25 protein-coding genes and 1 tRNA gene are annotated in these 23,780 nt (G+C 36.6%); 6 read left to right on the top strand and 20 right to left on the bottom strand.

All coding sequences use genetic code 11. The features are described from left to right. Nucleotides 1-182 precede the first annotated feature (182 nt). Nucleotides 183-258: transfer RNA gene (locus DAY19_RS05810), tRNA-Ala, on the bottom strand. 176 nt (nucleotides 259-434) lie between these two features. On the opposite strand from DAY19_RS05810, the gene DAY19_RS05805 reads away from it, so the two are divergent. After that, nucleotides 435-1,010, top strand: coding sequence for a peptidylprolyl isomerase (locus DAY19_RS05805; RefSeq protein ID WP_114706221.1), 576 nt, complete (start codon nucleotides 435-437; stop codon nucleotides 1,008-1,010). 57 nt (nucleotides 1,011-1,067) lie between these two features. On the opposite strand, the gene DAY19_RS05800 is transcribed toward DAY19_RS05805, so the two are convergent. The 9 genes from DAY19_RS05800 to DAY19_RS05760 form a co-directional block, all read right to left on the bottom strand. After that, complete coding sequence (locus tag DAY19_RS05800; RefSeq protein WP_114706220.1) at nucleotides 1,068-1,250, bottom strand: hypothetical protein; 183 nt, start codon at nucleotides 1,248-1,250, stop codon at nucleotides 1,068-1,070. Nucleotides 1,251-1,267: 17 nt separating this feature from the next. Then, nucleotides 1,268-1,552, bottom strand: coding sequence for a cytochrome C oxidase subunit IV family protein (locus DAY19_RS05795; RefSeq protein WP_158536808.1), 285 nt, complete (start codon nucleotides 1,550-1,552; stop codon nucleotides 1,268-1,270). Between the two features lie 19 nt (nucleotides 1,553-1,571). Further along, nucleotides 1,572-2,258, bottom strand: a complete 687-nt coding sequence (locus tag DAY19_RS05790) for an SCO family protein (protein ID WP_114706218.1) — start codon at nucleotides 2,256-2,258, stop codon at nucleotides 1,572-1,574. Between the two features lie 21 nt (nucleotides 2,259-2,279). Next, the gene (locus tag DAY19_RS05785; protein WP_114706217.1) at nucleotides 2,280-3,158 is read right to left on the bottom strand and encodes a c-type cytochrome; all 879 of its coding nucleotides are present in this window, start codon (nucleotides 3,156-3,158) and stop codon (nucleotides 2,280-2,282) included. Between the two features lie 10 nt (nucleotides 3,159-3,168). Beyond that, on the bottom strand, nucleotides 3,169-3,738 hold the full coding sequence (locus DAY19_RS05780) for a cytochrome c oxidase subunit 3 (RefSeq protein ID WP_158536807.1): 570 nt from the start codon (nucleotides 3,736-3,738) through the stop codon (nucleotides 3,169-3,171). A gap of 17 nt (nucleotides 3,739-3,755) precedes the next feature. Continuing rightward, nucleotides 3,756-5,495, bottom strand: coding sequence for a cytochrome c oxidase subunit I (locus DAY19_RS05775; protein WP_114706215.1), 1,740 nt, complete (start codon nucleotides 5,493-5,495; stop codon nucleotides 3,756-3,758). Between the two features lie 29 nt (nucleotides 5,496-5,524). Continuing rightward, nucleotides 5,525-6,331, bottom strand: a complete 807-nt coding sequence (locus tag DAY19_RS05770) for a cytochrome c oxidase subunit II (RefSeq protein WP_114706214.1) — start codon at nucleotides 6,329-6,331, stop codon at nucleotides 5,525-5,527. Between the two features lie 77 nt (nucleotides 6,332-6,408). Next, a complete protein-coding gene (gene cyoE / locus DAY19_RS05765) occupies nucleotides 6,409-8,160 on the bottom strand; it encodes a heme o synthase (RefSeq protein WP_114706213.1) in 1,752 nt (583 codons plus the stop codon). Then, on the bottom strand, nucleotides 8,161-9,153 hold the full coding sequence (locus DAY19_RS05760) for a COX15/CtaA family protein (protein WP_114706212.1): 993 nt from the start codon (nucleotides 9,151-9,153) through the stop codon (nucleotides 8,161-8,163). It abuts the gene before it with no gap. A 60-nt stretch (nucleotides 9,154-9,213) separates the two neighbouring features. Between DAY19_RS05760 and DAY19_RS05755 the strand changes: the two genes are divergently transcribed. Genes DAY19_RS05755 through DAY19_RS05745 form a run of 3 tightly spaced genes read left to right on the top strand, consistent with a single transcriptional unit; the run spans nucleotide 9,214 to nucleotide 12,252 of the window. Then, entirely contained in the window at nucleotides 9,214-10,308 is a 1,095-nt protein-coding gene (locus DAY19_RS05755; protein ID WP_114706211.1) for a tryptophan 2,3-dioxygenase family protein, read from the top strand. 1 nt (nucleotide 10,309) lies between these two features. Further along, nucleotides 10,310-11,452, top strand: a complete 1,143-nt coding sequence (locus DAY19_RS05750; protein WP_114706210.1) for an aminotransferase class V-fold PLP-dependent enzyme — start codon at nucleotides 10,310-10,312, stop codon at nucleotides 11,450-11,452. Nucleotides 11,453-11,460: 8 nt separating this feature from the next. Next, nucleotides 11,461-12,252: a hypothetical protein gene (locus DAY19_RS05745; RefSeq protein ID WP_114706209.1), complete on the top strand. Its 792-nt coding sequence runs from the start codon at nucleotides 11,461-11,463 to the stop codon at nucleotides 12,250-12,252. Here the strand turns inward: DAY19_RS05745 and DAY19_RS05740 are convergent. The 8 genes from DAY19_RS05740 to DAY19_RS05705 form a co-directional block, all read right to left on the bottom strand. Further along, entirely contained in the window at nucleotides 12,224-12,757 is a 534-nt protein-coding gene (locus DAY19_RS05740; protein ID WP_114706208.1) for a DUF420 domain-containing protein, read from the bottom strand. The genes DAY19_RS05745 and DAY19_RS05740 overlap by 29 nt on opposite strands. Next, on the bottom strand, nucleotides 12,744-13,025 hold the full coding sequence (locus DAY19_RS05735; protein WP_133296894.1) for a hypothetical protein: 282 nt from the start codon (nucleotides 13,023-13,025) through the stop codon (nucleotides 12,744-12,746). The genes DAY19_RS05740 and DAY19_RS05735 overlap by 14 nt, the downstream gene beginning before the upstream one ends. A 48-nt stretch (nucleotides 13,026-13,073) precedes the next feature. After that, nucleotides 13,074-13,712, bottom strand: coding sequence for a cytochrome c oxidase subunit 3 (locus tag DAY19_RS05730; protein WP_199506617.1), 639 nt, complete (start codon nucleotides 13,710-13,712; stop codon nucleotides 13,074-13,076). Nucleotides 13,713-13,729: 17 nt separating this feature from the next. Further along, nucleotides 13,730-16,558: a c-type cytochrome gene (locus DAY19_RS05725; protein ID WP_114706206.1), complete on the bottom strand. Its 2,829-nt coding sequence runs from the start codon at nucleotides 16,556-16,558 to the stop codon at nucleotides 13,730-13,732. A gap of 30 nt (nucleotides 16,559-16,588) precedes the next feature. Continuing rightward, nucleotides 16,589-17,665 carry a cytochrome b family protein gene (locus DAY19_RS05720; protein WP_199506616.1) on the bottom strand — a complete coding sequence of 359 codons (1,077 nt, stop codon included), beginning with the start codon at nucleotides 17,663-17,665 and terminating at the stop codon, nucleotides 16,589-16,591. A 31-nt stretch (nucleotides 17,666-17,696) separates the two neighbouring features. After that, nucleotides 17,697-18,479, bottom strand: a complete 783-nt coding sequence (locus tag DAY19_RS05715) for a cytochrome b N-terminal domain-containing protein (protein ID WP_103218399.1) — start codon at nucleotides 18,477-18,479, stop codon at nucleotides 17,697-17,699. A 29-nt stretch (nucleotides 18,480-18,508) separates the two neighbouring features. Further along, nucleotides 18,509-19,006 (bottom strand): QcrA and Rieske domain-containing protein, encoded by a 498-nt coding sequence (locus tag DAY19_RS05710; RefSeq protein ID WP_114706205.1) that lies wholly within the window; start codon nucleotides 19,004-19,006, stop codon nucleotides 18,509-18,511. A gap of 116 nt (nucleotides 19,007-19,122) precedes the next feature. Beyond that, nucleotides 19,123-19,995: a HEAT repeat domain-containing protein gene (locus tag DAY19_RS05705; RefSeq protein WP_114706204.1), complete on the bottom strand. Its 873-nt coding sequence runs from the start codon at nucleotides 19,993-19,995 to the stop codon at nucleotides 19,123-19,125. A gap of 90 nt (nucleotides 19,996-20,085) precedes the next feature. Here DAY19_RS05705 and DAY19_RS05700 point away from each other — a divergent pair, with 90 nt between their 5' ends. Continuing rightward, nucleotides 20,086-20,631 carry a hypothetical protein gene (locus tag DAY19_RS05700; RefSeq protein ID WP_133296893.1) on the top strand — a complete coding sequence of 182 codons (546 nt, stop codon included), beginning with the start codon at nucleotides 20,086-20,088 and terminating at the stop codon, nucleotides 20,629-20,631. A gap of 124 nt (nucleotides 20,632-20,755) precedes the next feature. Here DAY19_RS05700 and DAY19_RS05695 read toward each other — a convergent pair whose 3' ends face one another. Beyond that, nucleotides 20,756-22,081, bottom strand: coding sequence for a hypothetical protein (locus tag DAY19_RS05695; RefSeq protein WP_114706202.1), 1,326 nt, complete (start codon nucleotides 22,079-22,081; stop codon nucleotides 20,756-20,758). Continuing rightward, the gene (locus DAY19_RS05690; RefSeq protein WP_114706201.1) at nucleotides 22,082-23,263 is read right to left on the bottom strand and encodes a thiolase family protein; all 1,182 of its coding nucleotides are present in this window, start codon (nucleotides 23,261-23,263) and stop codon (nucleotides 22,082-22,084) included. Between the two features lie 82 nt (nucleotides 23,264-23,345). Between DAY19_RS05690 and DAY19_RS05685 the strand changes: the two genes are divergently transcribed. Continuing rightward, nucleotides 23,346-23,771 (top strand): hypothetical protein, encoded by a 426-nt coding sequence (locus DAY19_RS05685; RefSeq protein WP_114706200.1) that lies wholly within the window; start codon nucleotides 23,346-23,348, stop codon nucleotides 23,769-23,771. Nucleotides 23,772-23,780: the final 9 nt, after the last annotated feature.

Here is a 23,780-nt window from a genome sequence, read left to right as displayed (position 1 = left end):
AAACTCAAATTTACAAAGTTTAAATGGCATCTGACTGATTGAAGTAACTTCAATGATTCAGTTACGTCAGATCTTTCAAAAACCGTTTAAAACTTTTTTTGGATTTCTTCTCATCTTGATTGCTACCGAAGCAGCAAATCTTTTATACTATATTCAAATGTTAAAGAGCCTCTTGAAATAAATGGTGGACATGACAGGAGTCGAACCTGCGACCCCCTGCGTGCAAAGCAGGTGCTCTCCCAACTGAGCTACACGCCCACAAGATTTCGCATCAACTGTTTTGCAGTGATGTTTGTCGTTCATCTCTCAAGGTGAAACGTAATTTATGTCTTCTCGTTTTATATGTCAATACACTTTTTTCTTTTTTTTAACTTTTTTTTGCATTTTTTTTTATTCCCTATCATAATTTCATATATACAAGGAGTTTCTCAATAATGGCTATTGCAAAGTTTGTAAGAATAACACTGTTTCTATGCTTTATTTTAGGTTGTACTAAAAATACAGAGCAAAACCCGCAAGAAAATACATCGGACAAAAAGGTCGATGTCTTTAAAATAAAAGTTGATCGTACTGGATTATCTGAATCTGAAGGTATTATTAAGACTTCTCATGGTGTAATCACCTTTAAATTCTACCCGAAAGTGGCTCCTAATACCGTTGCACGCATTATTCAACTTATTCAAAGTGGTTTTTATGATGGTTTATCTTTTCATCGTGTTGTGCCTGACTTTGTTATACAAACTGGAGACCCGACAGGTACTGGTACAGGGGGTTCCGGCCAAAAGCTACAAGCAGAATTTAATAAATTAAGTCATGTTAAAGGAACAATGGCCATGGCACGTACTTTAACAGATGAAAATAGTGCCGACTCGCAGTTCTACATTGCTTTAACAGCACTTCCACACTTAGATAAAAAGTATACTGTATTTGGACAAGTTGTTGATGGATTAGATGTTTTAGATAAAGTCAGAAAGGGCGATAAGATAATTAGTATCGAATATATAGAGTAAAGTTTTTAAAAAGAAATTTATGCATAAAAAAAGCCTACTGATTAGTAGGCTTTTTTATTATTTTCCATGTCTCTTTTTATCTTTTGTGTAAATGAAGGTTTTTAGAACTAATAGCATAAGGATTAAAAAACCAATAATCCAAGTAGTCTTTGCAGTGAATTGGCCATCTTTTACTGGTAATGGTTCTTTCTTACTTGCTTGTGTTTCAGTCGTTGTATTCGTATTTGTATTTTCAGACATACAAACTCCTTTTTGTCCTATCTAAACATTGATTCTAAAATAAGTACTGTCGCATATACACCAGCTGAAATTGGAATAGCTGCGATAAAACGAGTCCACTTTGTTTCTTCGTTTAAGTGCATGAAGTAGTAAGCAACAAGAAATGCTTTTCCGAATGCTAAAAGAATTAAAGCAGAGTCGCGGTAGATCTTTGCAATATTAGTCATACCAGGAATGATAAGTTCTACAGCAGTTAGAAACGCAAGTACGAAGAAAATAAAGATATAAAGTTTCTTATGTGAATGATGTGCACCTTCGGCCATTTTATTCTCCATTTTTATATTAGTTTTTTGAATATTCTTTTCTATTTACTAGTAAGCCAACATCGATCATTAATTTATTAATGTCTTTCTTTGTTGAATCATAATAACCTCTGACGTTTCCTGTTCCATCAACTAGAACTAACTTCTCAGAGTGTGCAATATCAAACATTGTAACAGTTTCACCGTTAACATTTCCTTTAACTTCTTCCATCTCACCCATGGCAACTCCGAAGCCATCAATAATTGTAGCTTGAAGGTCTTTAGTTTCACCAGTTAAGAATGTCCAAACATAAGGATTCGCTTGATGTTTTCTTGCATATTTAAAAAGAGTTTTTGGTTTGTCAGTATCTGGATCAACAGTAAAAGAAACAAGAGCAACTTTTTGTCCCAGTCCTCTTACTCTTTTTTGAATCTTTTGCATTTCAGCTGTTAATCTCAAGCAACTTGAAGGACATGTTGTAAAAATAAAGTTTGCAATATAAACACGACCTGCAAGTTCTTTCGAACCAAATGTTTTTCCAAAACTATTCACAAGTGAATAGTCTGGAAGCTTCTTTAAGACAGGCAGCTCTTGTGGTAACTCTCTTGTTACCGACTTAATAACCGGAACAGAGAAGAAATAAAGAACAAATACTAACCAAAATGCTTTCTTTGAAATAAGCACTTCGAATAAGTTATTTGATCTTTTTATACCTAGAGTTGCCATCTTATCGATTCTCTTTTTTTGTTATTGGTTTTTAATACGATCCATTAACTCTTTACGAGCATCTGTATTCTTTAAACTCTTTAAGTAATGAACGTAATGAGCAACTGCCCAAATTTGATCATCAGTTATTGTTCCCTTCCAAGCGGCCATTGCTGTACCACCAACACCAGCAGCTAAACGTAGAGCGATTTCTTCAACAGTATCTGCTGAACGAATTGAGTTCCAAGTGAATTCAGGTGGAAGTGATTTAAATCCCCATTCCGTTTCTTGAAGCTTAACTTGGTAGTCAAGTTCAGTGAAGTCATCTTCCCCCATTCCAGTAAGCTCTGCTAGCTCCTCTTTTGGAACATAAGCTCTGTGACAAGACCAGCACATTGCATCGGCGTGATATACTTTCTTACCTTCCTCAATGGCAGCTTCTAAGTGAGCTACACCATATGGATTTTTAGTTAAAATAACTTGCTCACCAAGCTTCTTATCTTTACCTTCCCAAACATCTGGAGCAAATGTCTTGATGTATTGAACTACTTCAAACATTTGATCTTTTGTAAGGTCCCAAGGAAGCATTGCTGTTCCATGTAGTCCTTTTTCAAGGATTGTATAAAGATGTTTATCATGTGGAAGTTCTCCTGATGGAACAAGACCAAATTTAAAGACACCTTTTGTAAAGTCACGCGGTGGAACTTTCATTGACTTAGCTGCAACACCTTTTCCATCACCGTTAACACCGTGACAGGCCATACAGTACTCAGTATAAATTTGTTTCCCTCTATTAAGAACTTCACTCTTAACATAGAGACCACCTGCGAATACTTTATCTTCTTTAAAATGGTTTTCCTGGCATGAAACCAAAGATAAAATTGTAAACATTGCTGTTAAAGTTAATGCCATTTTCTTCATAGCTATCCTCTTAAAATACAAACATAACGATAAACATTACTAACCATACGACACCAAGAAAGTGCCAAAACTTAGATACATTCTGTACCCAAGTTATTTTCTCAACACTGTAACCTTTTGCAGCTACAGGAAGTAGAAATAATAATGCAATTAAACCTGCAACAATATGCGCAGCATGTGTCCAAGTTAATGCATAAAATAATGATGGAAAAACACCGCCTGAGGCGTGCAATCCCATTGCGGCCATTGAGTTCCATAGTTGTAACTGTACAAACATAAACCCAAGTCCTAATAAGAACGTTAAACCAAAGTAAGCTCTCATGGCCTTAAGGTTCTTTTTTTCAAAAGAAGACTCAAAAAGAACAAGAGTTGCAGAACTTAACGCAATTATAAACGTACTCACCATTGGAATTGTCAGAGGGATTCTCGGCATTCCCATTGGTGGCCATACATCAACAGTAAAGCGATATACAGAATAGCCAAGTAACATCGAAGCAAAGAGCATCGTAAAAGAAACAAGGATAACGATCATCGCAATTGATGATGTTAACTTTCTTGCCTCAATGTCTTTATTCGTCATAACCTGGCTCATTCTAATTATGCCTCAACTATTTCTTCAGTTTGGTATTGGAAATCCTTACCTTCTGGAAGATTAGGGTTTCCTAGCTCGTGTGGCCCACATTTAACAACAGGAATTTCCTTGAAGTTATAAACCGGTGATGGTGATGGGATAGTCCACTCAAGTGTACCTACATTCCATGGATTATTAGGTACTGGCTCTTTTTCTTTCTTAAAGAAAATTGTGTACACAAAATTGATAACAAATGGAATCTGCCCAAGCCCCATAAGTAGAGCTGAGTAAGTAATAAATGTATTAATAGGAATCATTTTTTCCATGAATTCATATACGAATGGATTGTATAGACGTCTGTGCATTCCAGCGTAACCAACAATCATCATTCCCATGAAAACACCATTTAGACCAATCATTGTGATCCAAAAGTGTACCTTACCCCAGAATTCATTTAGGAATTTACCAAACATCTTTGGCATCCAGAAATAAATAGCTGCGTAACCACCAAGTAGAACTGAAGCGGCCATAGTGTAATGGAAGTGACCTACAACGAAGTAAGTATCGTGAAGGTAAAGGTCAGTTGTAACTGTAGCTAGGTATAGACCAGTTAAACCACCAAGACCAAATACGAATACAACACCTAGAGAGAAAATCATTGGTGTATCAAATCTAATTGACCCTTTCCAGATTGTTCCTAACCAGTTAGCAAAGAAAATTGCTGATGGAATCGAGATCGTCATAGTAAGAGTCATAAACGTTTGAGTTAAAAGTGGACTCATTTGAGTCGTATACATATGGTGACCATATACAAGCGTTGAAAGAATTGTAATTGAAGTCATTGAAAGCGCAGTTGCTTTCGCACCAAATGCTGGTTTTCTTGCAAAGAAAGAAAGTAAATCAGATACAATCCCCCAAGCAGGAAGAATAAGAATATAAACTTCAGGGTGACCAAAGATCCAAAAAACGTGTTGGTAAAGAATTGGGTCACCTGTCCCAGTTGTTGCTGCTGCACCAGCTAGGAAGAATGTCGTTCCAAATACACGGTCAAAAATAAGAAGAAGTAGACCTGCACCAAGAACTGGTAAGAAGATCGCGTTTAGAATAGCTGTAAGCCATAGACCCCAAACAGAAAGTGGCATATCAAAATATCCCATACCTGGAGCTCTAAGAACGATAACCGTAGTAATATAGTTAACAGCACCCATTGTTGAAGAAACACCCAGTAGGAAAAGCGCTAAAGACCAAAGAGTTTGACCTGCACCTGGTGATCCTATCAGTGTTGATAACGTTGGGTATGAAGTCCAACCACCTGCTGCTGCACCTAATGGTAAACATAAAGATGCCACAAGAATTAATGCAGAAGCTGCTGCAATCCAAAAAGATAGCATATTAAGTAGTGGGAAAACCATATCTCGCGCACCAATCTGTAGAGGAATAAGGTAATTACCAAATGCCCCAATAAGAATAGGTGTAATTGCGTAGAAAATCATGATCGTACCGTGCATTGTAAATAACATCGCGTACGTATCTGGTGGAACAACTCCTCCCGTTGAAGGGAAAAGAAGGTGACCAAGTACTGGGAATGCCTCTCCTGGAAACGCTAGTGTCCAACGAATCATTAGGGCCATCATCCCACCTAAACCTAGACCAATGATTCCATACCAAAGAAATTGCTTTCCGATCACTTTGTGATCAAAAGAGAAAATATACTTTGAGATAAAAGTCTTTGGCTCTGAGTGAATATGTTGCTCGAAAAATGCCATTTTATATTCTCCTAAAAATTATTTTAAAATTAATACTGCCACTTCCAACCCCAGAATAATTCAGGGTTTTCAGGATCATTCTCTTGAAGAGCTTTCTCTTGTGCTTCTGCAAGCCATACTGCGAAGTCTTCTTGTGAATAAGTAGTCAGAGAAGCTTTCATTCTATAGTGATATGTTCCACACATCTCTGCACATGCAATATCCCAAGTTCCCGCTTTTGTAGGCTCCCACCACATACGAGTTAAACGACCAGGAATAGCATCAACTTTACGACGCGCATTTGGAAAGTATAGAGAGTGAATTACATCTTTAGAAAGAACTTGAATAACAACCTTACGATCAGTAGGAAGTCTAAGATCATTTAATTGCACAACATCGTCTTCTGTGTTGAAAACGTTATCTGCACCGGCATATCTAAAGTGCCATGCCCACTGCTGCCCAAGAGCTTGAATTCGAAGTGGATTCTCATCAGCTTTTGGCCACTTTGCAAAAACGTTTACATAATCATCGTTTGAAATTCTTGTAATGTTCATATCGATTCCTAGGAATACCGATAGACCAATTACAGTCGCAATGATGATATGAATTTTCTTGTTTCCGTAAGTGTAATACGGCTTCGGGTGTCTCTTAGCTGCGTATTTATAAGAGAAACCAAAAAGACCAATACAAACTAATGCAAAGAAAAATAAGTTCATATAAGTCGTGTAACCAAATAACCAGTCAATTAAATGACCGTTAACTGAGATGTCTTCTGGAGGAGTCATTCTCTCCCAAAGACTCATCTGCTTAGAAGTTGTGCTAACAACTGCAGCATAAACAGGTGTCAAAAATCCCATAGACCTTCCTTCTATTGAAATACCTAATTAAATTGAATTGCTAAATTTTAACCCTTTTTTATAACATTTTCCACGATTTAGCTAAGGAAAATCATCAAGGATAACAAGAGAGGTAAATAGATTATAGAACCCCAAAAATATTGTCGGGCCCAAGCCACATAACTCTCCTCGTCATCAATGAAAAAACTTTGCAAACTTTGAGCAAAAAATAATCCATTAACAATTATCGAAGCTATAAAAAAGTTCTTTGAATTGAGATCGAAAAAGTATCCGCTGACAGCAGATAGTGCTAACAAAAATGTCCAAACAGCAATACAGATCTTCATCTTAGTAATTGAATAGAAGTGAGGATAGACCTTAATATCACCTTCAGCATAGTCTTGTTTATGATAGATTGAGATGGCCATGAAGTGTGGGATCTGCCAAATAAATAAAATTGTAAAGAGTAAAATGGCAAGGCCATCAATCTCACCAGTGACAATTGTGCGGCCCATAACTGGTGGAATTGCTCCCGGTAATGCCCCTACAAATAACGCGGCAGGACTCTTTCTTTTCATAGGTGTATACACATATAGGTAAGAAAAAAATGCCAACGCACCGAGCAATGCCGTCGCAGTATTAACAAAAAAGTACGTTGCGAGAAAACCAACTATAAATAAAATCCATCCCTGAATAAGAGCATAAATCGGCTTTACTCTTCCAGCAGGTAGCGCCCGATTTTTAGTTCTAACCATATTGGCATCAACATCAATTTCCATATAGCAATTAATAGTCGTGGCCGACATTACAATTAAAATTGAAAAAACTAGTGCATTAACTAGATAGAAAAAGTCGATATACTCACCAGTTAACAAGATTCCAGAAATGATTGTCGATACGACTAATAAGCCAAGCCTAGGCTTCGTGAGACTTAACATATCACTTGCAAATGTATGCTGGTATCCACCAAGATTTACTTCTTCGAACTTTTTAAACCATTGAAATAAAAAGATTAAGTTTAAACTTATTAGTACGGCCAATAACAAGTGAAGAACTTGGAAGTAAGTCGTATCAGTTAATAAGAACAATCTCTTTGCATTAAATAAATGGATTAAAAATAAGATAACTAAACTTGAACTTAAAAATGAAAATTGCTTAAAAGCTCTCCCATGGAGACTCAGTGCAGTCTTAATAATACTAAATAGATAAACAATTAATGTAAGTAAGAAAAGTATCCCTAGATACTTATGTAGCGAGTGAATTTGGGCCGCTACAGTACTAGGCCAAAACTTAATACCATTTGCTGTATTACAAAGAATATTAATATTCTCACCCATACCACAAACATCTTTTGTTGCTGTTTGGTGAATTACACCGCCAAAGAAAAATTGTACCAATGCAATTAGGAGCATTACAAAAACAAAGTCTTTAGCTTTGGGATTATAACTGACAATTTTTTCACTGATTTTTTCAATATCAGGAACAAATAGCTGAGCAAATATTGCAATATATGCAAAACTTAGCATTAAGTGAAAAACACTAACTAATGTAGGTAACTTATAGATAAAATTTATACCACCAAGAAGTGACTGAAGAATAAGTAGGAATAAACCTAAACGAACTGCTCTCTCTTTTGGTTTTTTTATAAAAAGAATCGTATTTAAAATAATGATGATTCCAGCAAAAATTCTATGGAGAATCGGATATATTGAAGCCTTATCAACAGTTGGTGCATAACAAATAGGCCAAGAAGTACACTCTAAACCAGTAAAGTCTGCACTAACGAGCCCACCAATAACAATTAGCCCTAAAGTCAGAACAATATTGATAAAGGCCAAAGTACGAAACACTTATACACTCACCTGTTTTGCTTTTTTTAAAATTACGATTAACTCATATATAAAGTATGTGAGTAAGATTGCAAAGAGTAGGTGTATAGGCTGAGCTACGGCCGGAAATGCTAAGTATGCTAAAATTACACCCGCAGCAACCACTCCTATCAGCGTTAACATGATAGAAATACACTTTCTTTGGACAAATGCATGGTCTTGAAATTCCTGCATAATTCTTCGCAGAGTATATGAGAAGCCTAAAAGTATTAGAATCGAGAATGAGCGATGGATATAAAAAATCATATCAAGTCTCTCAAGCCAATTAGTACGTGCTAAATTTGGCTCAGTATTTGTGATCACATCAATCTGCTCTCTTACCTGTGTCCCTAGGACAACCTGGATTACGAGAAAAGTAACTAAAACCCATAAATAATCTTTGTACTTATCAACATTATAATTTCGTTCAAATGAAATTGGCTTAGTTTCATATTTCAGCTGTGCCAAAGCAAAGGTTAGAAAGATTGTCAGTAGCATATGAACAGTGATGACATTTGGATGAAGATGAGAGCGGACAACCATTGCTCCGACTCCTCCATTTAAAACAACTAAGAATAAGGAAAGTCCTGCAAGCCAGACAACTTTCTTATTATCCTTCTTATAGGCAAAAGATAAGACGAATAAAATAATTGAAGCGATACCAGTCCAAACTCCGGCCATACGGTTGAAGTATTCCGTCCAAGTATGTACAGGATTAAAAACTGCAACAATTCGTCCTGGTTTAGAAAAACGTGTACGATAATCATCAGGAAGTTGATCAACACTAGTAGGTGGAATGACTTTTCCAAAACAGGTCGGCCAATCAGGGCATCCCATACCTGCACCAGTACTACGAACCATTCCTCCAATGAAAATCAATGTAAAAACGGTGATTATGACTATAGGCAAAAACTTTTTAAATCGATTCTTATCCATCATTATGTCTTCTACTTTTACAACTTCTTTACCCAACATTAGCTATCAATAATTTCCAATTTCGATGGGATAGGATAGTATTTCTCTATAGGAGTCAATATGCACAAAAATCAAGGACCTGTCTATTACGGTGACTATTTAGAATTAAATAAATTACTCGATACTCAAAATCCTCTGTCAAAAAAATATGGTGACGAGGCCCACGATGAAACACTATTTATACTAGTGCATCAAGTATATGAATTATGGTTTAAACAGATTCTACACGAGCTCAACTCAATAAAGAAAATTTTCTCAGTTGAAAAAGTTCAAGAGTCAGTACTTTCAACGGTATCTTCTCGATTAGAAAGAATTAAAAAGATTCAAACATTACTACTTGGTCAATTAGAAGTCATGGAAACAATGACTCCGATGGACTTCCTTGAGTTTAGAGAGCTTCTTGTTCCAGCTTCTGGTTTTCAAAGTGTTCAGTTTAGAGAAATTGAGATTTTACTTGGGTTATCAACAAGTGACCGTAAGGAAGTGGATCGAGAATACTTTCTTGGTCGATTAAATAAACAAGATCAAGAAAGACTTTTAAAAATTGAAAAAGAAGACACTTTATTTTCAGCTCTTGAAAAATGGCTAGAAAGAATGCCATTTACTTTTAAAGAAGATTTTGATTTTTGGAAAGAATACCAAGCTTGCGTAGAAGATATGCTCTGTGGGGATGAAATTACGATTTTTAGTAATGTTGCAAATATGACTCCTAAAGCACTTGAGATTCAAAAAGCAAATCTACAAAGTACGAGAGAAACTTTTGATACTCTATTTAATGAAGAGAAATATGCCAATCTTGTCAAAGAGGGCAAGCGTAGACTCTCACAAAAAGCAACTCTTAATGCTTTATTTGTGCTTCTCTATCGAGATGAGCCGATTCTAACTCTTCCATATACAATACTTTCCCACCTTATGGATATTGATGAGAATTTTACAACGTGGAGATATAAGCACGCATTAATGGCCCACAGAATGCTAGGAACTAAGATTGGAACAGGTGGATCATCTGGACATCAATACTTAAGAGATGCCGCTGAAAATAACAGGTCATTCATTGATTTATTTAATCTTTCAACATTTTTAATTCCAAGATCTCAAAGGCCAAGTCTTCCACAGGAACTGCGAGACGAAATGAACTTTAATTATAAGGACTAGAATGTATAAGAAATACTTTTCAAAATTTCTAAAAGCAAACGAGGGAAAGCTTCACTTTGCAGCACATTCACATCATTACTGGCCAAACGTCACGCGAGAGGCACAGATTCAGTATTGGGATGACAGTGCAAAGTACGCAGACCATAAATGGGGAGAATTTTTCTCAAACACATTTCGCGAGCTTCAAACGAGATTAGCTGAAATATTAAACATATCAAGTCCAGAGCAAATTACATTTGCACCTAACACACATGAACTGACATATCGCTTATTATCTTGTTTTCCTAATGGAGCAAAAATCCTAACAACAGATAGTGAGTTTTATTCATTTGACCGACAGATCAATAGGCTTGCAGAAGAAAATATTGTATCAGTTACGAAAATAAAAAATACAAGAGATAACTCTTTCATAAATGACTTCATCAAAGAAGCAAACTCTAATAAATACGACCTAATTTTTATTAGTCATGTCTTCTTTAATTCTGGTTATGCAATTCCAGATTTAACGGAGTTTATTAACGAAATTAAAACCAAAGCCCCCATCGTTATCGATGCCTACCATGGATTCATGGCATTACCGACTGACTTATCGGCCATTGAGGATCGAATTTTCTATATGGCCGGCGGTTATAAATATTGTGGTTCAGGAGAAGGATCTTGTTTCTTAATTTCACCAAGAAACACGAAACTTAAACCCAAGAATACTGGCTGGTTTGCTCAAATGGGAGAACTAACAAACTACAAAGAAAATGAGGTTCCTTTTAGCAATGAAGGGTTTCGTTTTGCAGGATCCACAATGGACTTCTCTGCCCTTTATCGAATGAATGCAGTTTTACAACTTTGGAAAGAAGAGAATATTTCAGTAGAACAAATTCATAATCACGTAAAAACAAATATGAATGAGTTTCTCAATCGTATTTCTGATACTGATCTATCTAAGAACCTTATCCCAATGGATACAAGGGGCCACTTCCTGGCTTTTGAGTTTCCAAACTCTAAAGAATGTGAATCTTTTGCTCAAAAACTGAGAAAAGAAAGTATTGAAACTGATTACCGACAAAATATTTTAAGGTTTGGCTTTAGCATTTACCAAGATATTGATGATATAATAAGGGCTACAAATATTATTAATAATATCAAATAGGTTGATTAATGAGTACAAAAGAAAAAAAGAGCCATGAAGAACTTGGCTCAGGCGCATCTGACAAAAAGGGAATTGCGAGGTTTTTTGAGAATATCTTTAGAAAAAGTAATGCCATTGGATATGTCGTGGCAATGTTACCTCCGGCAATTACTTATGTAATTTGTATTACACTTGCATTAACTCCGGGCTATATATTTCTTACTGAAACATATGCCATGGTTGCCAATAGTAATATCCTTGTACAAGGCCTTTCCATGTCCCTTGCTTTTGTGATGTCATACGGGGCATATACTATAACGTTGATCTTTATTGTTCCCTTCTTCAATTGGCTCTATCCATTAAAGATGAAGCCGTTTAAAGGAAGTTGGATCTCTCTTGAAACTCTTCCTTGGTACTATCACAATGCCTTAACTCAACTTGTTCGTTATACTGTTTTAGACTTTTGGCAAGCGACTCCAATTATTATTCTCTTCTATCGAATGATGGGAATGAAAATAGGAAAAAATTGTGTCATCAATACAACAAATATATCTGATCCTGGCCTCATCACTCTTGAAGACTATGTAACAATTGGTGGCTCTGCTACAATTTTTGCTCACTACGCGCAAGCAGGTTATCTCGTTATTGCTCCGACAGTAATAAAAAGAGGTGCAACAGTAGGACTGAAAGCATCGATCTTTGGTGACACCGTTATTGGTGAAAAAGTTCTAGTTGCCCCACATGAAGTGGTTCTTCCAAAATCACGACTTGATATTGAAAAACGTAGAACGACTAAAAATTCAGATACTTTAGGAAAATAAAAATAAGAACACCTGTTACTGAAACATAAAGCCAAATGGGTAAAGTCCACTTTGCCCATTTTCTATGACTTAAAAAATTTCCAGAAAAAGCGTTCCAAAGAGTGATTAAAATCATTGGTAACATCACAATACTCAGAAGTACGTGAGAGATGAGAATTGCAAAGTAAATTGGCCTTACCATTCCCTGTGCGATGAATTTCGTATCACCATGATAGTGATGATAAAGTAGATATGAAATCAGAAAAAGTGCTGATGTTACGGTCGCACCTGACATACTCTTTATATGAAGGGAAACCCTCTTTGTTTTTACAAAGTAATACCCCATACAAAGTAATGTCGCCGAAATTGTATTTAAGATAGCGTTTACAAGTGGAAGATGATCTACCCACCACAACTTTACGGCCGCTTCTGGTTTGAAATAAATAAACCAAACAAGAAAAAGCGCAATAAAGCCGCTTAAAATAAATAGAAGTGTATAAATGAAGTTGCTGTTATTCTTCTTCATTGGCAATAGCAACTTTTGAATTTTTGCGATATTTGTAAATCGTTTTATAGAGAATAAAAAATGGAATATAAATTAGCCCAATAAATATAACTAAAATCCACACGAGACGAGCATCTTTTGGATTATCCATCGAACCAGCACAGCCTGGACATGCCATCACATAATCAGAAAATAGAACGACTATTAGTATAAGTAAGGGAACGATAAATGCTTTCATATACTTGACCTTATACTCTTTTCGATTGATTTCGTCTAATATTTTGGCCAAAAACAAAAAGGCCCCAGATTAACTGGGGCCCTTTTTACATATATTCTATTAAATTAAGTAAATGAACGTGAATACTAGAATCCAAACAAGGTCAACAAAGTGCCAGAAAAGACCACAAACTTCAAGTAGTCCATAATCACCTTTATCAAAGCGACCTCTAAGTGCTAGTACATACATATAAATTAGGTAAATAACCCCAGAAAGTACGTGAAGACCGTGGAAACCAGTAATAGCAAAGAATGTTGATGAGAACAGGTTATTTCCGTGCTCATATGTTGAGAAAGTCATTCCCATATCAGTCATTAAGTGAACATACTCATATGCCTGAATACCAAGAAAGATAACTCCACCAATAATCGTTGCTAGAAGCCAATTTCTAATTTGCTTAGGTTGTCTCATTTTTACAGCATCAATTGCCATAACCATTGAAACAGAAGAACAAATAAGAATAAATGTCATAATCCCTGAAAGGTGAACACCACCAAGTGCTTCAACAGGATTTGGCCAATGCTTAGTTGCACGAAGTACAGCATAAGCAATTAGTAGACCTGAAAACGACATGGCATCTGTTCCAAGAAACAGCCACATACCAAGTTTATTAGGGCTGGCCTTACCGAATTGTGGATCATCAGGGTAAGCAATTACACCATCATGAACTAAATCTTTTGTATTAGCATGTCCTGCCATTTGTTAACTCCCTTTACCTATTTACTCTGCTTCTTGTGCTCTGGTGAGTAAAAGTCACTTCCTAATTCTAAAACGTATTTAGTAACAGCTTCAATTTGTCTTTCAGCATCTCCATCAAGAAGATCTGGATCAGCTGCCATACCTTCAGGCCAGAAAGAAGGCATTGTTGTACCAGGCATAATTTGGTCTGGTCCTCTTAGCCATTTCTTAATCCAGCTCTTTCTAAGTCTTCTCTTAGCGTAGCGAAGATCTGGAGCTAGTGCTTCATCATTATTGAATCCTTGAGTGTGACAAGATGTACAAGCAAGGTCATTAAATAACTTAACTGCAGCACGTCTTTCTTCCTTGCTTTCCCAAACAACTTTCTCATTCTTATCAAAGAAAGGTTGATCAGCTTTTACACGGAACATATCAACAAGCTTTTCTTTTTCTTCATCAGTAAGATCAAAAGAAGGCATTCTTACATCAACAAAAGGTCTAATTGGATAAACATTTCCTAAGAAGTAATGGAACCAATCAGCTTGTACACGATGTCCTTGCTCAACAAGTCTTGGAGGTGCAGCATTTACATCATCGTAAATCTCTAGCATATCTCCAAATCGTCCATCAATCTGGTGACATCCAATACAGTTGTATTTAACAGCAACTTTCATACCTTCGTTAACAACAGTTTCATCAGCATCGTATCTCTTAACACCCTTAAGTGGGATTTTTTGATCAACCATACCAATTAGAGCAGTTGTAATTGTTGCGGCCTCTTCTTCTTTCATGTGGAATTGAGGCATTCTTAAAAGATCTTTGAATGGCTTATCAACACCGTTATCCCATCTTCTTGGGTTTAGTAAGTGTGCCTTAATCCAAGCTTCTCTAGAGTGCTCAACTTTCTCATGAGAGAAACCAAATTGAGTTAGAGGCTTAGAACCAATTTTACTTAATTCAGGACCAATAGGAGCTCTTCCATCAAATCCTTTAATGCTGTGACAAGAGTAACAACCGTACTTACCAACTGAACGACGACCAAGTTCCATTGTTCTTTCATGATCACTCATTGTCGCAAGTTTTGCTTTTGCAACTTCTACAGTGTCAAACGCTGAGAAGTAAGTAACAAGCATTTCATCTCTTGCTTCTTTATCCATTTTTGCAAACTTAAGCTTTTCAAATTTTTCATTCTTTAAGCTCATTAAGTAAGCAGTAATATCATTTGCTTCTCTATCAGTAAGTCTGAAAGAAGGCATGATTGTATCTGGTTGGAAGTGGCTTGGTTTTTTAAGCCATGAAACCATCCAGTTAGCATCTTTAATCTTAGAACCGATTCCATCTAAATATGGCCCTTTATGAGCATCAATTTTTTGAGACTCAAGTGGGAAGTCCTTAGCGCCGTGACAAGATAAACATCCAACAGAACCAACAAGTTCTTTACCACGTTCTTTATTACCACCAGTGTATTTCATGAATGGCTTGTAACTCTCTGATTGCTCATAGATAAGTTCGGCCATTGCATTTACTTCTGCAATATTCTTCTTTGTAAACTCTGGTGTTGAGTTATTATCATTTTGGAAGAACTGAGGCATTTTTGCATGCTTATTGAATGCCTTTGGTTCCCATACCCAATTTTTAAAGAATTCTTTATCAACTTTCGCTGCAATCTTCTCTAAACTTGGACCTGGTTTTCTCTTATGCTCCCAACCTTCAATTTTGTGACAAGCATAACAACCAAATTTTTCAAGGTTACGACGTCCTTCATTAAGAGTCGTTGCTTGTGGAATATATTGAACATCTGAGTGACATTTAACACAACCAGCTTCATAGTCACCACGTCTAAACTGAACGATTGGGACTTTGTGTGGCTCATGCCAATTATACTTAGCAATCCACTCTTGTTTTTGCTCTTCTGTAGCAGGCATATGAGCTGCTGCATTGAAGTCATTAACTCTATGACCTTCACCACCGTGACAAGCTGTACATCCAAACTTCTTCATTGGGTGCTTACCTTGTGCACCAACCATTAAGTCTAAGTTAGGGTGTGTCTTATGTGGGTTTGGTTGATTCTCGTAACCAGGCTTATCAATAAATGTGTGACAAGTCATACAACGGTCAACTTTAGGAACCTGTTGAAAGAAACGATCATCTGTAATGTTTTCAAGTACAACTTGTTGAACCTTAACTGTTGGGTCCATAAAGTCGATAAATGGTAAGTTTCTTAAAGCGAAAATAGGAGTTACTTCTTTTCTAGCTTCAGCTTTCTTAAGAAGTTCTTTACGTCCTACGATGCTATTGATCTGCTTCTTAATTGATTCAATATCTGAATTAAAAGAAGCAGCTTTTCTCTTAAGAGCTTTTTCACTTGCTTGAAGTTCTTTCTTGCGATCTGTAGATGCAGCAAATAACTTCTTCTTTTCCTGAAGTTTTGAATATAACTCACCAGCATTTGGAGCGTGCTCAGCATGAGCAACACCATAATTAAATGCTAAGGCAGCAACGTCAGAGTTAAGACGACCATTAACAATCTGTTCTTTCTTAATCTCTTTTTCAATTTTATGAAGTTGTTCATTTACTTCAGCAATTGTTTTTTCTTTTTCAGCAACTGCTTTCTTAGCTACTTCAAGTTCTCTTTCTAAGATCTCAAGTTTTTCTTTTGAAATCTTTGCTTCTTCTTCAGCAATGTCTTTAGCAATCTTCTCTTTTTCGATCTTCATTGCTTCGACTTGAATAGCTTTCCAAGGTCTTAAGTAATCATCGAGAAAAACCCAAATCACAGTGACCAAAAGAACTAGTGAAAAGATCGCGAAGATCTTATTCAGTTTTTTCATATCATAGGCCATGCCTGGCTCATGTTTCTTTGACATTTTTATATACCCTTTATTACTTCTTCTTTCTTACAGGTTAAGTTCCCACTCAGGCAGAGCGATAATATACTTCAGACTAAATAGCCATCTCAGAACCATCTTAATTGGTAGAGATGTCATACCTAGTACTAGAATAATGAAAATATAATATCTAATCTGACCAGTGTTTTCGATAATCTTCTTCCCGTACTTTGACTTAGCAATTGCAACTGGAAGTACACAACAGTAAACAAGAGTTAGGATAATCCCCACAATCTCTCTAAGGATAATGTTAGAAGGCATTGGTGTATTTAGCCACTTAAGCCACACAAACTCTGAAAGGTTAACGTTGTACTCAGAAACAACTTTATGGAAGTCCCAGTACTCAAATGGACCATAGAATGTCCAGTTTGGACCACGTAAGAAAGTACCAACGATAATTAGATACATCCAAAGAACAATCCAACCGTAAAGGAATCCCCACATAGCAATTGGTCTTTCTTTAATTGTGAAATAACCATTACCTTTAGGGTTCGTATCAATATATGGAATTGCAATAAGTCCAACTAGAATAAGTCCAGGAAGTACAACCCCTGCCATCCAAGGATCAAAATATACAAGCATTTCTTGTAGACCAAGGAAGTACCAAGGTGCTTTAGCAGGGTTTGGTGCCCAAGTAGTATTTGCAGGTTCCTCAAGAGGTGCCTTGAAAACAATCGCCCATACAACTAAGAAAATTGTACAACCGATCATACACATAAGTTCAGTGAAAACTAAGTTAGGCCATACCCATACTTTTTCTCTATTTTCTGGAAGTGCTTCAATTGGACACTCACCGTTTTCAATTCTCTTATCATTCTCAGCAGCTCTATAAAGTGCATACCAAGTAAGCCAAGCAATAAGAACAATAATAATGTTAATAGGAATGTTATCTGGCCAAAGAATAATTGCTCTAAAGTTCGCATCCATACAAAACCAAACCGTAATTGGTGCAGCTGCGATTAACGACCATTTAGCAAACTTTTTACTTCCAACAACACGATAATATTTCATCATGAAGAAGAATAAGACCGACACAATCGGGAATGATCTAATCGGATCGGCTAGCCAGTTGATAAGTTCTTTCATTTATATATCCCTTTCTCTCAAAATATACTTTCTAAAGTGGTGCTGAAATCCCACCGTCTTTTCTTACACGCCAGAAGTGAACTGCAATTAGAACACCTACAACAAGTGGAATGAATACACAGTGAAGAATATAAAATCTCAGTAGTGCTGGCTCTCCAACGAAACGTCCTGCTAGAAGCTGGAAACGAACGTCGTTTTTATCAGAAACCATTACGAAGTCACCAATTTGCGCTAGCGCTGCACCTGGACCACCATGCCCTAGGAATGGAGTTGCTTTGGCCATGTTTGAACCAACGGCAATCGCCCAAATCGCTAACTGATCCCAAGGTAGAAGATACCCAGTGAACGATAGAAGAAGAGTTAATACTAAAAGAATAACACCAACACCCCAGTTGAACTCTCTAGGTGGTTTATATGAACCAGTCATAAAGACTCGGAACATGTGTAACCACACAGTAATAACCATGGCGTGGGCACCCCATCTGTGAATCTCACGCATAATCCCTAAAGGTACGTGCTCTTTAAGTGCGATAATATCGTTATATGCGTACTCAGCAGTTGGTCTGTAATAGAACATTAAAAGTACACCAGTTACAGTAAGTGCTAAGAAAATAAAGAAAGTAAGTCCACCCATACACCAAGTATAACCAAGCTGAACCCCTGATTTCTTAAGTTTGATTGGGTGTAAGTGTAAAAACACGTTACCAGCAACTACTGCTGCTCTATTTCTTGCGTTTGTCGGAGGACCGTGTCTAAAGATTGATTTCCAGACTTGAGTCTCTCTAATGTAATCAACAACACCTCTTTTAGCCATTGTTATTCCTTCCTATATATTTTACTAAATTAAACCTTTAAAAAACTTTGAGGGTTATCCCACTGACCTTTTTCATAACGGAAGATCTTAGTTTTATCGACGATGATTTTCCCTTCAGCATTCAGTGAAATTTTATATCTTTCAAGTGGTCTTGGAGCTGGCCCTTCGAAGTTAATACCATTTTGGTAATAACCAGAACCGTGGCATGGACACTTAAATTTTAATTCAGCAGGTAACCAGTTTGGTACACAACCAAGGTGCGTACAGATATTTGAAAGTGCAAATAATCGCCCTTCCATTTTAACAATCCAAACACCGTAACCGTTCTTCCAACGCTCATCAACGCCTTCTTCGTAATCGTTAGGTCTTCCGGCAACGAAGTCCATTTCTGGTTCAAAGTTAACGTTCGGGTAAGTATAGCGAAAAGCTAATGTTAAGAAACCTGCGATTGCAGAAGTAAACGCAACCCAACCAACAGTTACAAAGCTAAAGAACTCTCTTCGGTTTAGCTGTTTTTTTTCAGACATTTTTAGAAACCTCTATTTCTTATTTATTCAAAAATGCACTAATTTAAGTCGCAATGACTCAAATTGTGATTCATAAGTTACTGCAAATTCAATTTATTCTTTGAAGGATGTTATCACTATTTCAACGAATTTAAAACTTCCTTTGCAAGGCTGACAACTTTTATATCCTTCTCAATATTTATCATTTTTTCAACGCTTGGCGACATTTCGTTCCAACCGTACTTTTTCAACGCAGTGAGTACATTGTATTTAAGGCCACGGATCTCCTGTACAGTTAATCTTTTGCCTAAAGACTCATCATTTAGCATTAAAATCTCATTGATCGTTTTTTTCGCTTCATCGTTCTTATACGCGATTAATGCTGTAGCTGCGGCATATCTAACAGTGAAACCGAGCTCACTTTTAAGCTGATCAACAAATAAATTTTCTGTATCTTTCACTTCGTGAGTAGCAAGAGTCAGTATCGTCACCTGAGTTAGCGCCGCATCATCTCGTCCTAAAAAAGACTTTACGAGATCCCAGTTAAACAAAATACCCTTAGGCATTTTTGACAGTGCCACCATTGCATGAAAATTAATTTCAGGATGATTTTTATCTTTTAAGGCACTTTCAAGTACAGGAAGTCCCCCTTCATTACCAAGGGCCCCAATTGCCACAACAACAAAGTCACGAGTTCTTGGATCAACACTAGTTCGATAAACATCTTTTAGATTTTCTACAACCCAAGGAATATCTTCTTCTTCAATTGCTCCAGCAGAAATAACTTTTGAAAGCTCTAGTGCTGCAATCCACTTATTACCAAAGGTTTTCGACTTCATCTCATGGACAAGATCTTTATAAGAGTGATCATTTGAAAGCATTTTAGTCACACCAAAAATAATTAATGCTCCAACTAATACGATTGCAATAGGCACCATTAAAGAGCCCATTACCGGATTACTTTCAAGAAGTTTTTTATCTAGTTTATTATTTTGATTTTTCTCGCTCACGAAGAAATTGCCTTATAGTAAATGTTTTATTAAATATGAAATAAGAATTAGCAAATTAGAGTATAGTTGACAATTATAAAAGGTGAAATTATGGCCTATCTATTAAGAGGACTGATCGTTATCATGGTTGCCGCAATCGGCCTAACTACTTGCGTAGCACTAGGATTTATTGATGTAGGTATCAGTCACATAAAGTTGGCCATTCCAGCCTACCTTTATACAATCTTCGCACAAGCATTCGTAATGTTCTATTTCATTGGTGTTTCGAGACTTGTTAATAATATCAATCTGATTATTACGAGTGAAAAAAATCTACACGAGCTATTTGATGACGCACCGGCAGACCTAACTCCATATAAAGATAAAGTTAAACGCTATGTTCATAAAGCCGACCTGGCCAAGAGACAAACTATTCCTTGGACAATGCTCATGATCATTCTAGGAATGATTGCATTTTTCCTAGGTGGTGCCCATGACACTAATATGGTGGAAAAAACAACTCACTCAGGTGTTGCGTATGGGTTTATTGCCTCAATGCTGATTGGGTTTGTTAGGCAATGGTGGTTCCTTGGTCAGACTCACCAACTACTTCGTGAAGTAAAGACGTTGTTTAGCATTCCAGATGGGCAAATGTAGTATCCAATTCATAGTCCTGTAATTCAACTTAAAAGTCCTCGAATCAACTTCGCATTAAAACTTGCCTTTGGGCAACTTTTAAACGCGTGTTGTAACAATGGGAAAGTTATCGAAATATAGACAGCTAGATTGTCTTAAGCCAAATAAATACCTTATTTTTACCAGGTGGATTACGACGTGTTCTTGTACGAGATTCATAAATAACAACAGCATCATCACCTTTAACTTGTGCCATGAAATCTTTTAAGTGAGATCTAGGAACATAGAGGTTGTAATAAAAACCACCAGGAACAGCGAGGCCAGGCTTTACGTTATCGACTTGTGTAACTTTATATAGATCTAAAAGTCTTGATAATCTTCGACGAGTTTCATCAGTATCAGCAGAGTTCATCATCACTCGATATACTTTTGTATTACCGTAGCGAGAATCACGATAACCACCACCTTTAATATCTTCTTCAAAAGACGACTGCTCGCGATCAGCAGACGAGATATCTCTTGGAAGTGTATCAATTGATGTTAGAACAACTTCTGATTCAACTTCATCACGTTCTTCGTCTTCTAATGTTTCACCAAGAAAGTTTTCTGAATCATCAACATTTTCAATATCTTTAATATCTAATTCAAATTGTGCAATCTGTTCTTGATCAGCGATTGTTTCTTCTGTGAATTTTAAACCTTCATTTTCCCAACGAAACTGTGGTTCATATACACTAATTTTATCCGCTAGATAACTTTCATAAGTTTTATTCGCATACTCAATGGCCCAAACAAGAAAAATAGCAATACCGACAAAGGCAAATATCTGTGCCATGGTTTGAATTTTTGAACTTAAGTTATCTCTTAACTTAATACGTGAAAGATTAAAATTTCTAACTTTAAAGTCTTTTTCCATCTTTCTAACAAAGTATACCCACTCTTGATAAAGTGTTACCTCCATTGAGGTTAGAATTTCATGGTTATGACTTCCTGAAAAAGTGAGATCCACGCCGAGATCATCGACTAACTTCTGAACTGTTGTAGATTTATTGCTTGAAAGGATATCGTTAATTGTAAAGTTACGGTTTATATACTCTTCATGTTCAGGAAAAACTTCAACAAAGAAGCTTCTTAAAAGAATTGCAATATCTCTTTCATTTTGGTGAAGGTTTTGTGCAAGCTCTTCAATTGTAATTCCACGTGAAATAAAAACATAGCAATTAAACTTATCTCTAAGCCAAATGAACCATGATTCTAGAGGACCTACATTTATATTTTCGATTAAATAAGTGAAGCGCTTAGAGATTTGAAATAAGGTTAAGTCCTCATCAAAGAAAGCCTGCCAAAATCTTTCAAAATCCTCACGGTACTTACCTTGCCACGTTACATTTTGAATATCGAGACAAAGCCAGTCACGAAAAGCTACATAATCATTATGAAAGAATTTTAATTCTTCACTTACCTTATTCATCTATACTCTTTTGATAAGGATACCAATTCCTTGGCCACCACCAATACATGCACTTGCAATACCGTACTCTTTATTTTCAGTTTTTAATTGATGTGCAAGTGTTGTTGTAATTCTAGTTCCAGAAGCAGCAAGAGGATGTCCTAGTGCAATTGCTCCCCCCCAGATATTTACTTTACTCACATCTAATGAAAGTTCTTTTAAACAAGCTAATGTTTGTGCAGCAAAAGCTTCATTAATTTCAAATAGATCAATCTGTGATTGTTCCATTTTATTATTTTCTAAGATTTGATTAATTGCTGGAGCTGGGCCAATTCCCATAATTGTCGGATCAACTCCAACGACTGTACCATCAATAATTTCTGCAATAGGTTTTAAACCATGCTCTTTTACAAAGTCTTCACTAGCAACTAAGGCCACAGCAGCACCATCGACAATTCCGGATGCAGAACCAGCAGTAACTAGGCCATCTTTTACAAAAGTTGAACGCAGTTTATTCATATCGGCCAAAGACGCATCAGCTCTTAAGTGTTCATCTTTTGAAACACTTCCCTTTCTGATTTCGACTTCACATATTTCTTTTTGTAAGTGTCCATCGTTATAGGCATCAGCTGCTCTTTGGTGAGAAAGTAGTGAGAATTCATCACAATCAGCTCTAGATACTTCATATTTCCCACCAAGGTTTTCTGCCGTTATCCCCATTGGGCAACCTGCATGTTGGTCAGTTAGGGCATCGAGTAGCATATCCACATTCTTAAGTGATCCGTATTTCGTACCAAAACGTGCACCATATGTTAGATGAGGAACCATCGACATATTCTCAGTTCCACCGGCCAGTACACAATTAGCTTCATCTAATTTAATTAACCTAGTCGCATCTAAAATTGCCTGAATACCCGAGCCACATAGTCGGTTAATAGTAATTCCAGGAGTCTTTTCATCACATCCTGCCTTTAAGGCCAAATGTCTTCCACCATACATAGTGTCAGTTGACGAAGGGACGACATTACCGAGAATTACCTGATCAATCAGCTCGGCCTTAAGACCAACTTCGCTAAGTAGTGAATTTGTGGCAGACACCGCTAGGTCCACAGGCTTAATATCTTTTAATGAGCCACCAAATTTACCAAATGGTGTTCGTTTTCCCTCTATTAAAAATACACGACGGCCTTTATTTAAGGACATATTTGCCTCCATTCACTTACGGTTAAATCCTTTATAAAATATATTAGGACGCTTTTAGGTCCTAGTCAAAGAAGAGTATATTATGTCTACAGAAATTAACCGTCAGCAGCTCGAAAGATTCAAGCAACGAGAATACAAGAGACACGCCCATCAATTAAAGAAGGCGAAGATCGAGAATAATCGTGAATATGAAAAGACTGAGAAAAAGCATCTTGCAGACATTAAAAGACTTAATAAACACTATGAAACTGAGATCAGTAGTCTTGAAAATAAGACGGAACTTAAATTAAAACAAATTAGAGACAAGCAATCTGAACTTGTTAAAGAAGAAAAAGAGCGCATGGAGCTTGAGCTTAATAATATGAAAAAGTCCCATGAAGCAAGGGTTGCAGAATTAAAAGAAACCCATGACAATCAGATTTCGCAAATGACAGAGTCTCACCGCGATACACTTGAACAAGCTCGCGAAAAATACATGAAAGAAAAAATGAAATGGGAAGAGGCTTAATCTCCCAAA

The sequence above is a fragment of the Halobacteriovorax vibrionivorans genome (assembly GCF_003346865.1).
GTDB lineage: Bacteria > Bdellovibrionota > Bacteriovoracia > Bacteriovoracales > Bacteriovoracaceae > Halobacteriovorax_A > Halobacteriovorax_A vibrionivorans.
Note: the sequence above shows the minus strand (reverse complement) of the source record. Positions and strands in the feature narration are given on the sequence as shown.

What these genes read in the sequence shown, in the direction of transcription:
- DAY19_RS05770 (WP_114706214.1), bottom strand. Translation starts at nt 6,331, where the DNA reads ATGGGATTTTTGACACCTGTTTATGCTGCAGTTGTTAGCACAACTTCT.
- DAY19_RS05805 (WP_114706221.1), top strand. Translation starts at nt 435, where the DNA reads ATGGCTATTGCAAAGTTTGTAAGAATAACACTGTTTCTATGCTTTATT.
- DAY19_RS05725 (WP_114706206.1), bottom strand. Translation starts at nt 16,558, where the DNA reads ATGTCAAAGAAACATGAGCCAGGCATGGCCTATGATATGAAAAAACTG.
- DAY19_RS05710 (WP_114706205.1), bottom strand. Translation starts at nt 19,006, where the DNA reads ATGTCTGAAAAAAAACAGCTAAACCGAAGAGAGTTCTTTAGCTTTGTA.
- DAY19_RS05755 (WP_114706211.1), top strand. Translation starts at nt 9,214, where the DNA reads ATGCACAAAAATCAAGGACCTGTCTATTACGGTGACTATTTAGAATTA.
- DAY19_RS05700 (WP_133296893.1), top strand. Translation starts at nt 20,086, where the DNA reads ATGGCCTATCTATTAAGAGGACTGATCGTTATCATGGTTGCCGCAATC.
- DAY19_RS05775 (WP_114706215.1), bottom strand. Translation starts at nt 5,495, where the DNA reads ATGGCATTTTTCGAGCAACATATTCACTCAGAGCCAAAGACTTTTATC.
- DAY19_RS05780 (WP_158536807.1), bottom strand. Translation starts at nt 3,738, where the DNA reads ATGACGAATAAAGACATTGAGGCAAGAAAGTTAACATCATCAATTGCG.
- DAY19_RS05720 (WP_199506616.1), bottom strand. Translation starts at nt 17,665, where the DNA reads ATGAAAGAACTTATCAACTGGCTAGCCGATCCGATTAGATCATTCCCG.
- DAY19_RS05695 (WP_114706202.1), bottom strand. Translation starts at nt 22,081, where the DNA reads ATGAATAAGGTAAGTGAAGAATTAAAATTCTTTCATAATGATTATGTA.
- DAY19_RS05750 (WP_114706210.1), top strand. Translation starts at nt 10,310, where the DNA reads ATGTATAAGAAATACTTTTCAAAATTTCTAAAAGCAAACGAGGGAAAG.
- DAY19_RS05690 (WP_114706201.1), bottom strand. Translation starts at nt 23,263, where the DNA reads ATGTCCTTAAATAAAGGCCGTCGTGTATTTTTAATAGAGGGAAAACGA.
- DAY19_RS05760 (WP_114706212.1), bottom strand. Translation starts at nt 9,153, where the DNA reads ATGTTGGGTAAAGAAGTTGTAAAAGTAGAAGACATAATGATGGATAAG.
- DAY19_RS05790 (WP_114706218.1), bottom strand. Translation starts at nt 2,258, where the DNA reads ATGGCAACTCTAGGTATAAAAAGATCAAATAACTTATTCGAAGTGCTT.
- DAY19_RS05800 (WP_114706220.1), bottom strand. Translation starts at nt 1,250, where the DNA reads ATGTCTGAAAATACAAATACGAATACAACGACTGAAACACAAGCAAGT.
- DAY19_RS05740 (WP_114706208.1), bottom strand. Translation starts at nt 12,757, where the DNA reads ATGAAGAAGAATAACAGCAACTTCATTTATACACTTCTATTTATTTTA.
- DAY19_RS05795 (WP_158536808.1), bottom strand. Translation starts at nt 1,552, where the DNA reads ATGGCCGAAGGTGCACATCATTCACATAAGAAACTTTATATCTTTATT.
- DAY19_RS05745 (WP_114706209.1), top strand. Translation starts at nt 11,461, where the DNA reads ATGAGTACAAAAGAAAAAAAGAGCCATGAAGAACTTGGCTCAGGCGCA.
- DAY19_RS05715 (WP_103218399.1), bottom strand. Translation starts at nt 18,479, where the DNA reads ATGGCTAAAAGAGGTGTTGTTGATTACATTAGAGAGACTCAAGTCTGG.
- DAY19_RS05785 (WP_114706217.1), bottom strand. Translation starts at nt 3,158, where the DNA reads ATGAAGAAAATGGCATTAACTTTAACAGCAATGTTTACAATTTTATCT.
- DAY19_RS05730 (WP_199506617.1), bottom strand. Translation starts at nt 13,712, where the DNA reads ATGGCAGGACATGCTAATACAAAAGATTTAGTTCATGATGGTGTAATT.
- DAY19_RS05685 (WP_114706200.1), top strand. Translation starts at nt 23,346, where the DNA reads ATGTCTACAGAAATTAACCGTCAGCAGCTCGAAAGATTCAAGCAACGA.